Annotated in this window: 11 protein-coding genes, 1 tRNA gene and 1 pseudogene; 7 read left to right on the top strand and 6 right to left on the bottom strand. The window is 64.0% G+C overall.

Translation table 11 applies throughout. The features are described from left to right. Window positions 1-175 precede the first annotated feature (175 nt). Window positions 176-739: a hypothetical protein gene (locus tag CZ674_RS00885; protein WP_086990281.1), complete on the top strand. Its 564-nt coding sequence runs from the start codon at window positions 176-178 to the stop codon at window positions 737-739. A 384-nt stretch (window positions 740-1123) separates the two neighbouring features. Continuing rightward, window positions 1124-2170: pseudogene (locus tag CZ674_RS14315) on the top strand (recombinase family protein); the annotation flags it as partial. 165 nt (window positions 2171-2335) lie between these two features. Here the strand turns inward: CZ674_RS14315 and CZ674_RS14320 are convergent. The 3 genes from CZ674_RS14320 to CZ674_RS00900 form a co-directional block, all read right to left on the bottom strand. Continuing rightward, on the bottom strand, window positions 2336-2734 hold the full coding sequence (locus CZ674_RS14320; RefSeq protein ID WP_234988361.1) for a hypothetical protein: 399 nt from the start codon (window positions 2732-2734) through the stop codon (window positions 2336-2338). A 34-nt stretch (window positions 2735-2768) separates the two neighbouring features. After that, a tRNA-Lys gene (locus CZ674_RS00895) sits at window positions 2769-2844 on the bottom strand. A gap of 42 nt (window positions 2845-2886) precedes the next feature. Then, window positions 2887-3777 (bottom strand): DUF368 domain-containing protein, encoded by an 891-nt coding sequence (locus CZ674_RS00900; protein WP_200810021.1) that lies wholly within the window; start codon window positions 3775-3777, stop codon window positions 2887-2889. A gap of 169 nt (window positions 3778-3946) precedes the next feature. On the opposite strand from CZ674_RS00900, the gene CZ674_RS00905 reads away from it, so the two are divergent. The 5 genes from CZ674_RS00905 to pstB all read left to right on the top strand — a co-directional run bounded on the left by CZ674_RS00905 (window position 3947) and on the right by pstB (window position 8876). Beyond that, window positions 3947-4585, top strand: coding sequence for a hypothetical protein (locus CZ674_RS00905; protein ID WP_086990287.1), 639 nt, complete (start codon window positions 3947-3949; stop codon window positions 4583-4585). A 282-nt stretch (window positions 4586-4867) separates the two neighbouring features. Beyond that, window positions 4868-5965 carry a phosphate ABC transporter substrate-binding protein PstS gene (locus CZ674_RS00910; protein WP_086990290.1) on the top strand — a complete coding sequence of 366 codons (1098 nt, stop codon included), beginning with the start codon at window positions 4868-4870 and terminating at the stop codon, window positions 5963-5965. 85 nt (window positions 5966-6050) lie between these two features. Further along, window positions 6051-6995: a phosphate ABC transporter permease subunit PstC gene (gene pstC, locus CZ674_RS00915; RefSeq protein WP_086990294.1), complete on the top strand. Its 945-nt coding sequence runs from the start codon at window positions 6051-6053 to the stop codon at window positions 6993-6995. Then, window positions 6995-8080, top strand: coding sequence for a phosphate ABC transporter permease PstA (gene pstA / locus CZ674_RS00920; RefSeq protein ID WP_086990296.1), 1086 nt, complete (start codon window positions 6995-6997; stop codon window positions 8078-8080). Before pstC ends, pstA begins: the two co-directional genes overlap by 1 nt. Before the next feature lie 16 nt (window positions 8081-8096). Further along, entirely contained in the window at window positions 8097-8876 is a 780-nt protein-coding gene (gene pstB, locus CZ674_RS00925; protein WP_086990299.1) for a phosphate ABC transporter ATP-binding protein PstB, read from the top strand. 69 nt (window positions 8877-8945) lie between these two features. Here the strand turns inward: pstB and CZ674_RS00930 are convergent, their stop codons facing one another. The 3 genes from CZ674_RS00930 to mshD form a co-directional block, all read right to left on the bottom strand. Next, window positions 8946-9893, bottom strand: coding sequence for an NUDIX hydrolase (locus tag CZ674_RS00930; protein ID WP_086990302.1), 948 nt, complete (start codon window positions 9891-9893; stop codon window positions 8946-8948). Continuing rightward, complete coding sequence (locus CZ674_RS00935) at window positions 9890-12073, bottom strand: RNA degradosome polyphosphate kinase (RefSeq protein WP_086990306.1); 2184 nt, start codon at window positions 12071-12073, stop codon at window positions 9890-9892. Before CZ674_RS00935 ends, CZ674_RS00930 begins: the two co-directional genes overlap by 4 nt. A gap of 63 nt (window positions 12074-12136) precedes the next feature. Then, the gene (mshD, locus tag CZ674_RS00940) at window positions 12137-12958 is read right to left on the bottom strand and encodes a mycothiol synthase (RefSeq protein WP_086990309.1); all 822 of its coding nucleotides are present in this window, start codon (window positions 12956-12958) and stop codon (window positions 12137-12139) included. Window positions 12959-12989: the final 31 nt, after the last annotated feature.

Genomic DNA, 12989 nt, shown 5'->3' on the forward strand with positions numbered 1-12989 from the left:
TCCTCTGCGAAGAGCCAGCAGCGACCATCGCAACAGCATCCCGCTTGAACTCATCGGAATAGATCTTCGGCACGATTGCCATCCTTCCAGCACGACCCCAGTCAGAAATCATGCGGTCATAGACTCAACCGAACCTTCAGCAGACCCCCCGGTATGGGGATCTGAGGCGACGAACATGAGCGACTACAACATTGAACCTGACGAGATCGACGTTGGTGCTCTCGGGGAAGACAGTTTTGATGCTCCCTCAGAGCCCCCACACCCAGTGAACTGGAATCTCCTGAGTGCTGACGATCTGGAGGCCGAGTGGCTTGAACTCAACCGATGGGTTGACTGGCTCCGTAAAACCTATGGGCTCCCGGCAAGCGTGATCCCGCCGTTCTGGCACCACCACCCCGAACTGGTGTGGGAACTGTCCGCACTACACCTGCACTGGCTCTGTGCCTACGACCCAGAACAAAACGGATCTGCACCACTGGGATGGCACCGTGATTTCGTGGACGCTCGACAACGCCTCCGCGACTGGGTCGCAGCCTCCGGCACACGCCTCGACCGAGACCGCCCGACACGGCAGACGACCTGGCCTGGTGAAGAACCGGCACCGCAAGTCGAAGACATTGTCATCGAAGATCGCGATGACGAGTTCACGGATTTTGTGCTGGCTGAAGTGAACGTTCGGCGTGCACAAGAGGATGAGTTCTACCGAACCCTCGACGCTGAAACCGGGGAAGTATCATGAGTGCCCCCGATCCGCGCCTCCCTGCCCGAATGCGAGATTATGAAGTGCATGCCGAGCTTCGGGAAACCCCGGACCTTCAACGCCTTGCCCAAGTCTTTATCGGAATGGCTCTCGCTCGCACCGAGCAACCCCGCACCGGTCACGAGGGTTCGGGCGGTGCACCTGGGGGCTGTCAGCCCGGTGAGATAGAATCTAGAGACGTAAGAAGCTAGCGGTCAAGCCTTCGGCTTGGCCGCGGTGCGCAGTCCTGTTTGGCCCATCGTGGCTTACCTGGCTGGCTCCGCAGAGAGTCGTCCAGGTCTTGTTTCCTTTTAAGAGTCGCACCGCACGAGCGGTACAGGCTGCTCGTGTTGGCCCCACCTATGGGGAGAGGAAACACAACCCGTGAGCACCACACAGCAATCTGCCGCCACCGACTTCACGCACCTCGGTGCAACCACCGCCATCGCAGTCTCATACCTACGAGTCTCAACGAAAGAGCAAGCTGAACGCGGAGGTCGTGACGAAGGCTTCTCTATTCCCGCTCAACGCGAAGCGAATCTGCGCAAAGCCCGCGACCTCGGCGCGATCGTGGTCGAAGAGTTCGTCGACGCCGGTGAATCAGCCCGGAAGGCCGACCGCCCTGAACTCATGCGCATGATCGAGTACGTCAAAACCAACCATGTGGCCTACTGCATCGTGCACAAGGTTGACCGCCTCGCACGTAACCGAGCCGATGATGTCGCGATCCATGTCGCACTCAAAGACGCCGGGGTCATGCTGGTCTCGGCAACAGAGAACATTGACGAGACTCCCTCGGGGATGCTGCTCCACGGCATTATGTCCACCATCGCCGAGTTCTACTCCCGCAACCTCGCCAACGAAGTCTCTAAGGGCATGAGCCAAAAAGCGATGACGGGTGGCACCAACGGAAAAGCGCCCATTGGATATCTCAACGTGACCACGCGCGATGAACTTGGCCGCGAGCTGCGCATCGTTGAACCTGACCCCACGCGTGCGGAGATCGTGAAGTGGGCATTCGAGGCATACGCGACGGGCAACTACTCAACTGCAATGCTCCGCGAAGCCCTCATCGACCGGGGCCTCACCACACCGCCCACGCCGAAACGACCAGCACGGCCACCCGCGCTATCGACGGTGCAGAAAATGCTCTCCAACCCGTACTACAAGGGCAGCGTGTCGTTTCGTGGTGCCACCTATGACGGCATCCACGAACCACTCGTCGGCCCCGAAGTCTGGTACCGAGTCCAATCAGTGCTCGGTGCGAAGCAAGTATCCGGTGAAAAAACCCAAACCCACGATCACTACCTCAAAGGCACCGTGTTCTGTGGCGAGTGCGGCTCCCGACTCATGGTCACCAACGCCAAGAGCCGCCGTGGCGTCATCTACCCGTACTTCATCTGTGCCGGTCGTCACGCCAAACGCACCAACTGTGAACGCAAAGCAATGTATGTGCCTGATGTTGAAGCCGCGGTCGAAGACTACTACCGGCGCATCCAAATCCCTGAACACACCATCCAGGCACTGCGTAACCTCATCACGGCGCAATTCTCACAGCTCCACGCCACGGTGAAGCAGGAACGCAACGCTCACGTGCTAGAACGCGACGATCTCCAGGCAGAGCGTTCCAAACTTTTGCAAGCCCACTATGCAGGAGCGGTGCCGCTCGATCTGCTCAAGTCGGAGCAGGATCGCATCGGCAGACGGCTCGCGTTCCTCGAAGCACAGATCGAAGCCGGTGACATGGAGTACGAACTGGCAAGTGCCCACCTTGATGACTGTCTCGCACTGGCCAAGGACTGCCACAAGCTGTACATGAGCATCGATGACTCGCTGCGGCGTATCGCCAACCAGGCATTCTTCGACAAGCTCTACCTCAGTGAAGAAGGCACCGTCACCGGTGAACCGGGAGAACCGTTCAACGCGTTCTTCGACCCGGGAGTGCAGACGATAGCGGCCCGCCACGAGGGACGGGCCGCTGAGTCGAGGTCTCAAACCGGTAATGTCGCCGGTTTGAACAACGACCTTCTGGTGGGCCCTGCGGGGCTCGAACCCGCGACCAATGGATTAAAAGTCCACTGCTCTACCGACTGAGCTAAAGGCCCCAACTGGTCTAGCGTACCGAATCGAGCGGGTGTTCGAGAACGTCAGTCCTGCAGCGGACGCGCGCCGACCTGGCGCCGTTCCCAGAGCAGCAGCGCCGTTACTGCAACGAAGCCCGCGATCATCGCGACGATGACCCACAGAGGCGAGTCTGCTCCGCCGTTCTCGGTCGCGGCCGGACCCCAAGGCCAGAGCGCACGAAGCGACCCAGCCATGAGCCCGGTCAGCACCACGAGCGTCACGTGGCGGTGGTTCGTCAGCAGATGCTGCAGCATCTTCACGAACGACGCGAGCCCCACGGCGGCGCCGGCCATGAACGACGCGATGTAGACGAAGTCGAGCGACTTCACGGCTGAGAGCGTCGGCTCGTAGAGACCCAACGTGAGCAGGATGAACGAGCCTGAGAGTCCCGGAATCACCAGGGCACAGATCGCCACGGCTGCACCGAAGAACACCACCCAGAGGTGCGGCTCGAACTGTGTCTGCGGGAGCCCCATCACGAAGAACGCGGCCGCCGCAGCGACGACTGCGAGACCGTAGTCGCGCATCCGCCATCGGCTCTTCGACTCCTGGTACGGCACCGGCAGACTGCCCAGCACGAGCCCGAAGAAGATCGCGTAGACGATCTGGGTGTGGCTGGTCACGATCGGCTCGATCAGCACGATCGCGATGCCGAGAAACACCGCCATGCCGATCAGCGCAGGCACCATCACGGGCCAGTTCACTTTGGCGAAGCGGGTCTGCGCGCGGGCTGTTCCGCGACCTCGAATGCCGTCTGCCACGGTCAGGCGGATGCCGCCGAAGACGTGCCCGGCCCCCTGGATCAGGTCGTCGTAGAGGCGAACGATGAGGGCGACGGTGCCGCCGCTGATGCCGGGAAGCGCTTCGGTCGTGCCGACCGCGCCTCCGCGAAGAAAGCTGGTGAACCAAGACACGGGCTGTGGAGTCCTGTCTGTCGAACGTCTGTCGAGTGGGAGCGAGTGCGAACTGCGACCTCGGCGTGCTGTGGCCATTCTACCCGTGTGCGGCCCGCTGCGAATGCGCGTACCCTCGGGTGCGAGCCGCGGCAGAGCGTCGCGGCGACCGGGTTTCTGAGGGGGCAAGATGGCAGAGCACGCAAGGCCTGCTCGCTATGCCTCGGAGTGGTTCGACCAGTTCGTCGGCGACGTTGACCCGGCGCTCCGCACACAGCTCGCACACGACACGGCGGATGCGCTGCTGACGCGGGTGCGCGAGAGCGAGTCGAGCGCCGAGACAGAGCAGGTGCTCCTTCGCCTTCAGGCGCTCGCCCGCGAGGACGGCATCGACTCGGTCGCTGAGCTGTGGTCGCAGGCGCGGGCGCACACGCTGCCCGGTGCCCTCTGGCGGGTGCACCTCGTGCACACGATGGTCGTGCAGCGCGCCGACGAGACCGCGAGGCTCTTCGCCCTCGGTGCGGAGTCGCTGCAGACCTCTGCTCCCGTCATCGCCGGCGCCGCTCCGCCGACCGGCCCCGAGCAGATCCGCGACCTCAGCAACGCCATCCTCAGAGGCGTGTTCACCGGTGATTTCGCCATGGCGCTCGAGCGGGCGGCGGCATTCTGCAGAGTCGTGGCTGCAGGGTCTGTAGAGACGGCAGACGAGACGGATGCGCTCAGCGACGAGCGCGCATCCGCTCTGACCCGCAAGGCCTCGAGACTCGCAGCCATCGCGGTCGATCTCGAGCGCTGCGCTGTGCTGTGGCGCGCCGACGCGTTGGTGTGAAACCGGCGTCTGCTTTACAATTGTCGGTGCCTGGCCGCGAACCCCGGGCTCCAATATTCGCCGCTGCGAGCGGCCTTCCGCCGAGAGGCGTTCCGCGGCCAGGCTTCTCTCGTCTTCGAGGCTTTTCGCGGGTTTGAGGACAACTGTCCATATGCGTTCACCTACCGTTCACCTAGGGTGTGGAATCTGTCTACTCGGCACGCTTAACGTGTTCGTCGGTGCGTTCGTCGCGCCAGACAGATGGAGAGCCTTCTCCATAACCGAATTTCCGAAAGGAACACCGTGAAGTTCACGAAGCTTGGCCGTGTTGCAGCACTCGCTGCAGCTGGCGCACTCCTGCTCAGCTCCTGCGCCTCGAACGAGGCACCCGCTGACGAATCCGAAGACACCACCGGCGGCGAGACCTCGTCGATCTCCGGCACGCTGAACGGCGTCGGCGCATCCTCGATGGGTGGCGCACAGACCGTCTGGATCGCTGGATTCCAGACCGCTAACCCCGATGTGACCGTCAACTACGACCCGGCTGGCTCGGGCGCAGGTGTCGAGGCAATCACCGGCGGCGGCGCTGACTACGCAGGCTCCGACGCAGTCCTCGAAGCCGACGCGACCAGCCCTGTCTGCGCTGCAGACGGCTACCCCGTCAACCTCCCCGTCTACATCTCGCCGGTCGCAGTCGTCTTCAACCTCGAAGGCATCGACTCGCTCAACATGGACGCTGAGACGATCGCAAACATCTTCAAGGGTGAGATCACCAACTGGAACGACGAGGCAATCGCTTCGCAGAACGAGGGCGTCGAGCTGCCCGACCAGGCGATCACCGCTGTGCACCGCTCAGACGAGTCGGGCACGACCGAGAACTTCGCCGAGTACCTGTCCGCAGTCGCTCCCGACACCTGGGACGCAGAGCCCGACAAGGTCTTCCCCTACGAGGGCGGCGAGGGCGCTCAGCAGACCTCGGGCGTCATCGACGCAGTGACTAACAACCAGGGCACCATCGGCTACGCTGACGCATCGCGTGCTGGCGAGCTCGGCACCGTTGCGCTCAAGGTCGGCGAAGAGTACGTAGAGTTCTCGGCTGACGCTGCAGCTGCAGTCGTCGAGACCGCAACCATCGAAGAGGGCCGCCAGGACGGCGACCTCGCATTCGAGATCGACCGCACCACGACCGAGTCGGGCGTCTACCCGCTCGTCCTGGTCTCGTACACCGTCGCTTGCTCGTCGTACGAAGATGCAGAGAAGGGCGCACTCGTTCACGCGTACCTGACGCACGTCATCAGCGAAGAGGGACAGCAGGCTGCAGCTGACGAGGCTGGCTCGGCACCCATCTCGGCTTCGATCCGTGACCAGATCACGGAGTCGATCGCCGGTATGGTCGAGTAGAACATTGTGAGATCTCTGGCCGGGGCGCGCTCCGCGTCCCGGCCAGAGTCACATAGCCCACACCACTCGAACCACGAAGGACGCCATGTCTAGCGCACCAGCTGCTGCAAGTCCGAAGCTCCGGGCTAAGGGCCGCCCGGCCGACATCATCTTCCAGGGCATCTCAACTTTCGCCGGCATCAGCATCCTCGTCATGCTGGGGCTGGTCGCGATCTTCCTCGTCGTGCAGTCCATTCCGGCCTTCGGCCCCGACTTCGACGTCAAGGGCACCAGCAACTTCCTCGAGTACGTCGGCCCTCTCGCCTTCGGCACCGTCTGGGCATCGTTCCTCGCCATGATCATGGCCGTGCCCGTCGCCATCGGCATCGCACTCTTCATCACACACTTCGCACCCCGCAAGCTGGCGTCGACGATCGGATTCGTCATCGACCTCCTGGCTGCGGTTCCCTCAGTGGTCTTCGGCCTCTGGGGCGCAAACGTGCTCGCAGGCTTCATGAAGCCCGCCTACGCCTGGCTGAGCGACAACCTCGGATTCATCCCGCTCTTCGCCGGCACCGCATCCGGAACCGGCCGCACCATCCTCACCGCCTCGATCGTGCTCGCAGTGATGGTCCTGCCGATCATCACCGCACTCTCGCGCGAGGTCTTCCTGCAGACCCCGCGACTGCACGAAGAGGCGTCGCTCGCCCTCGGCGCCACGCGCTGGGAGATGATCAAGATGGCCGTGCTGCCGTTCGGCGCATCGGGCATCGTCTCGGCGTCGATCCTCGGCCTCGGTCGCGCGCTCGGCGAGACCATGGCCATCGCCATGGTGCTCTCGCCATCGCTGGTGGTCTCGTTCATCCTGACGTCAGGCACGAACCCGTCGACGATCGCCTCGAACATCGCGCTCTCGTTCCCCGAGGCACACGGCAATGAGGTCTCCGCGCTGATCGCCACCGGCCTCGTGCTGTTCATCATCACCATCCTTGTGAACGGTCTGGCCCGCTGGCTGCTCGGCCGCAACCCCCGTACGGGAGGCGCGAAGTAATGACTACCGCAACCGCTGCGACCGGCAGCAAGCGCAACACCCTGACTGCGGGTCAGCTCTCGAAGTGGGCCCCGTGGGTGACGCTCGCTGCATCGTTCGCGCTCGCCGCCGGCCTGTTCATGCTCGTGGCCGTCGCCTCGTCGACTGACTTCAGCTGGGCTGGCGTCGCAATCGTCGGCTACATCCTGTTCCTCATCATCCTCCCGGTCGTCTCTCGCATCGTCGAGGGCGGCCGCAAGGCGATGGACCGCTTCATGACGGGGCTGGTGACCGGCGCCTTCCTGCTCGCGTTCATCCCGCTGCTGTCGCTCATGTGGACCGTCGTCTCCGAAGGCGCGGCGCGATTCGACGTGCAGTACTTCACGGAGTCGATGCGCAACGTGGTCGGCGAGGGCGGCGGAGCAATCCACGCGCTCGTCGGAACCCTGCTCGTCACGCTCGGTGCCACCGTGATCTCGGTTCCGGTCGGCATCTTCACCGCGATCTACCTGGTCGAGTACGGCCGCGGCTGGGTCGCGAAGGGCATCACGACGCTGGTCGACATCATGACCGGAATCCCGTCGATCGTCACGGGCCTGTTTGCGTTCGCCTTGTTCTCGCTGCTCTTCAGTGACCCCGGGTACCGTTCGGGCATCGGCGGCTCGGTCGCACTCAGCGTGCTCATGATCCCGACCGTCGTGCGCTCGACAGAAGAGATGCTGAAGCTTGTGCCCAACGAGCTTCGCGAGGCCTCATACGCACTCGGCGTGCCGAAGTGGCTCACGATCGTCAAGGTCGTGCTGCCGACGGCACTGGCAGGCATCGCAACCGGTGTCACGCTGGCAATCGCCCGTGTCATTGGCGAGACGGCCCCGCTGCTCATCATCGCCGGCTTCACCGCGTCGATGAACTACAACCTCTTCTCCGAGCGAATGATGACCCTTCCGGTGTACGTCTACAACCAGTACATTGCACCTGGAATGAATGTCTCAGCCGCCCACGAACGAGCCTGGACCGGCGCACTGACGTTGATCCTGATCGTCGTCGTGCTCAACCTCATTGCCCGACTGGTTGCGAAGATCTTCGCTCCCAAGGCCGGCCGATAACGAAGGAAAGACACCAGTGTCAAAGCGAATCGAAGCCAAGGACCTCAACGTCTACTACGGCGACTTCCTCGCCGTCGAAGGCGTCACCATGAACATCGAGCCGCGCAGCGTCACCGCGCTGATCGGTCCTTCGGGCTGTGGCAAGTCGACATTCATCCGCACCCTCAACCGCATGCACGAGGTCATCCCCGGTGCGCACGTCAAGGGGCAGGTGCTGCTCGACGGCGACAACCTCTACGGCGACGGCGTCGACCCGGTGCTCGTTCGCCGTCAGGTCGGCATGGTGTTCCAGCGCCCCAACCCGTTCCCCACGATGTCGATCCGCGACAACGTGCTCGCAGGCGTCAAGCTCAACAACCGCCGCATCGCGAAGAGCGACGCAGAGGCGCTGGTCGAGAAGAGCCTGCGCGGTGCGAACCTCTGGAACGAGGTCAAAGACCGACTCGAGCTACCCGGATCCGGCCTCTCAGGCGGCCAGCAGCAGCGTCTCTGCATCGCACGCGCGATCGCAGTGAGTCCCGAGGTGCTGCTGATGGACGAGCCCTGCTCGGCCCTCGACCCCATCTCGACGCTCGCCATCGAAGACCTCATCGGCGAGCTCAAGCAGGAGTACACGATCGTGATCGTGACGCACAACATGCAGCAGGCATCGCGTGTGAGCGACAGCACGGCGTTCTTCAACATCGCAGGCACCGGCAAGCCCGGCAAGCTCATCGAGTACGACGAGACCACCAAGATGTTCTCGAACCCCAACGAGAAGTCGACGGAAGACTACGTCTCGGGTCGCTTCGGCTGATTCCCACACCCCCGTTTGTTGCGAAAAACGCACCAGTTTGACTGTCAAACCGGTGCGTTTTTCGCAACTTCAGTGTTCGGGGGGAGCGTGGGTCTCGAAAGCGACGAGTCGCGGATGCGCGCCCACAGTCACGTGGAAGACAGAGAACTCTGCCGTGCTGAGGTGTGCCGAAAAACGCAGCTCCTGGTCGATCTGCGCATCCGTCTGCTCTGCGATTGACGCGACGATCGCCGGAATCACAGGCGCATGCGAGCAGAACACCGTCGAGCGCTGCTTCTCGAGCGCTTTGGCGACCTTGCGGCCGATGCCGTCGTCGTCGCCCGTGAAGGAGTCCTGTGACAGGTGCTTCGACGAGTGCACCTCTGCGCCGAGGCGCTTGGCCAGCGGCGCCACCGTCTGCAGGCAGCGCTTCGCAGTCGATGCCTGCACACGAGTCACGCCGAAGGCTGCGAGGCCTCCGGCGATCTGCTTCGCCTGCGTCTTGCCGCGGTCGGTGAGCTCGCGGGTCGAGTCGGGGCCCTCCCAGCGGTAGGGGTCGGCGGCCTTGCCGTGACGCAGCGCGACAAGCGCGACGGTGTGCTGCTCGCCCGCCTTGATCATCGCTTCGAACGACTCGAGCAGCCGCACATCCTCTTGGTAGGTGCAGCTCACCTTCGCCTCGTCGACCGTGAGCCAGTGCACTGCCTTGACTTCGCCGTTCGGCGAGAAGTCGCTCGCGGCGATCGCAGCCGCGCTGGCCTCCGCGTGCCAGTAGCGCACGACCTTGCGTCGGCCGTCAGGAAGCGCGTACTGGATCGTGCGTAGCGGCGCACCCAGGCGCACGGCCAGGCCCGTCTCCTCGTTCATCTCGCGCACGGCGCACTCGGGCAGCGTCTCGCCCGGGTCGAGTTTGCCCTTGGGTACCGTCAGGTCACGGTGCTTGGTGCGCTCTACCAGCAGCACTTCGACCCCGGCGGGGGAAGTGCGCCAGATGACCGCGCCAGCTGCGAGCACTGCGGCTTCGCGGCTGCTGCTCATCGATTGCGGCCCTTCGTTCTTCTCTGGATCTCGATCATGCGATCGCGCTGCAGGTCATTCAGCGGCTCGCCCTGCTCAGTGTAGGCGCGTCGGAGCCAGCTGCCGTCAGGCTGGGCGTGCCATGACGCAGTGCTGTCGCTCATGGCACGGTCGAAGAGGCTGGTGATGTCGCTCATGTGCTGCGTTGAGGTGAGCTGAATCAGCGCCTCGACGCGGCGGTCGAGGTTGCGGTGCATCATGTCGGCCGAGCCGATGAAGATCTCCTCGTTGCCGCCATTGAGGAAGGCGAAGACACGGGAGTGCTCGAGGTAGCGACCCAGCACAGAGCGCACCTTGATGTTCTCGCTCATGCCGGGCACGCCCGCCTTGATCGACGAGATGCCGCGCACCCACACCTCGACCTGCACGCCGGCGCGCGAGGCACGGTACAGCGCGTCGATGATCTTCTCGTCGACGATCGAGTTGACCTTCATGCGCACGCGGGCGGGCTGGCCTGCCTCGGCGTTGTCGATCTCGCGCTGGATGCGGTCGACGAGTCCCTTGCGCAGATAGCGGGGAGCGACGAGCAGGCGGTTGAAGTGGCGCTGGATCGCGAAGCCCGAGAGCTCGTTGAACAGGCGCGTCATGTCGCGGCCGACGTCGTCGTTGTCGGTGAAGAGCCCGAAGTCCTCGTAGACGCGGCTGGTCTTGGGGTTGTAGTTGCCGGTGCCGATGTGGCAGTAGTTCTTGAGCTTGCCGTGCTCGCGTCGCACGACCATGAGCAGCTTGCAATGGGTCTTGAGGCCGACGAGTCCGTAGACCACGTGCACGCCGGCACGCTCGAGCTTTCGCGCCCAGTTGATGTTGTTGGTCTCGTCGAAGCGCGCCTTGATCTCGACGAGCGCGAGCACCTGCTTGCCCTGGGCCGCTGCGCGGATCAGCGACGCGACGATGGGGGAGTCGCCGCTCGTGCGGTAGAGCGTCTGCTTGATGGCGAGCACGTTCGGGTCGTCAGCGGCCTGCTCGAGCATCGCCTGCACACTCGTGGCGAACGACTCGTACGGGTGGTGCACGAGCACATCCTTGCGAGTGATCGCAGAGAAGATGTCGTCGCCGTCGTCGTTGTCCTTGGGCAGCAGCGGCGCCGCGGTGACCGGCACGCGCTTCGTGTAGAGCAGGTCGGGCCGGTCGAGGTTCGAGATCTGGAACATGCCCGTCAGATCGAGCTCGCCTTCGAGGGGATACACCTCGTCGTTGCTGATGCCGAGCTCGCGCACGAGCAGATCGAGCACGACCTCTTCGACATCGTGTTCGATCTCGAGCCTGATCGGCGGCCCGAACTTGCGCCTCGACAGCTCTTTCTCGAGCTGCTGGATGAGGTTCTCGGTCTCGTCCTCGTCGATGATGAAGTCTTCGTTGCGCGTGACCCTGAAGATGTGATGGCCGATGACTTCCATGCCCGGAAACAGCTCGTCGAGGTTGTGCGCGATGAGGTCTTCGAGGGGCAGGAACCTCGTGGTCGAGCCGCTGGCGTCGATCGGCACGAAGCGCGAGAGCACCGCCGGAACCTTGAGCCTCGCGAACTCCTCGGTCTCGGAGCGGGGACTGCGGATGCGCACGGCGATGTTCAGAGACAGGCCGGAGATGTACGGGAACGGATGCGCGGGATCGACTGCAAGCGGCATCAGCACCGGGAAGATCTCGTCATAGAAGCGCTGCGTCAGCTCAGTGCGCTCGGCGTCGCTCAGCTCGTTCCAGCCGACGAGGAAGATGTTCTCGTTCTGCAGGGCCGGGCCGATCCACTCGGTGTAGCAGCGCGCATGACGCTGCTGCAGCTCGCGTGCGCGGGCGACGAGGCGGCTGTACTGCTCCTGCGGCGCGACGCCGGCGTTCGTCGGAACAGCGAGCCCCGTGACGATGCGGCGCTTGAGGCCGGCGACGCGAACCATGAAGAACTCGTCGAGGTTCGACGCGAAGATCGCCAGGAAGTTCACCCGCTCGAGCAGCGGAACCTGCTCGTCCTCTGCGAGCTCGAGCACGCGCAGGTTGAAGTCGAGCCAGCTGAGCTCGCGGTCGATGAACCTGTCGATCGGCATGCCGTCGGCAGTTTCGGCGGCGTGGTACTCGGGCTCGCTCTGATCGTCGTCGATCTGCGTCGCGAAGTCAGCGTCGCCAGCGGTTGGGCCGTGTTCGTCGGTCATGCAGTCAATGATGCCACCGGTGCATGAACGAAAGGTTGCGAATCAGCTCGCCCAGGGCTCAGCTCAGACGCTGTACTGCACGTCGATCGCCCAGCGCTCGAACCCGCCGCGGCGGTAGAGCTCGAGCGCAGGCGTGTTGTCGCCCTCTACGTACAGGTGGGCGAGCTCGGCACCCAGCTCGCGCATCCGCCCGAATGTCGCGCGCATCATGAGCGATCCGAGACCGCGTCCCTGCGCCTCGGGAACCACGCCCACCGCATACAGCTCGACGTAGTCGGGCTGGGGCTTGAGCCAGGTGAACGCGTCGATCTCGCCACCCGTCGTGTGGAGCAGCAGGTTGTCGTCGCTGTGCCAAGACTCGCGGCGCCTGTCGGCGAGGTCGCCGAGCGTGAGCCGACCCTGCTCGGGGTGGCCGGCGAAGGCTCGCGAGTTGGCGTCGACCCATGCCTCTGCATCGCCGTCGGTGAACGGACGCACCTCTTCGGGCACCTCGGCGTCTGCCGGAACCGGCGCGCGCAGCTGCAGCAGCTCGCGGGTCTTGGTCATCGACATGCGCTCGGCGATGGCTCGCGCAGCCGGGTGATCGCCATGCGCCCACACGCTCCATGCCGTGACGCCCAGCGTCTCGAAGTGCTGCGCCACGAGCTTCGCGAGCTTGTGCCCGCCGCCTGCGCCGCGCGCGTTCGGCCAGACCGCGAGCTCTGCTTCGCCAGCGGGTGCGACGAGTGCGACGCCGCGTTCGGTCGTGAGCATCGTGCGCTCGCCTCGGCGAGCTTCGATCAGTGCCTGGTCGTTGAACGGAGGGGCGCCGTCATGGTCTGCGACGGCGGCATTCAGATCGAGCAGACGCTGCAGGTCTGCCTGGTGCGGAGCCTGTTCATTCATGCGTCTCAGCCTAGCCGCGACGAGCAGATCG

The organism is Agrococcus casei LMG 22410 (genome assembly GCF_900163565.1).
Taxonomy (GTDB): Bacteria; Actinomycetota; Actinomycetes; order Actinomycetales; family Microbacteriaceae; genus Agrococcus; species Agrococcus casei.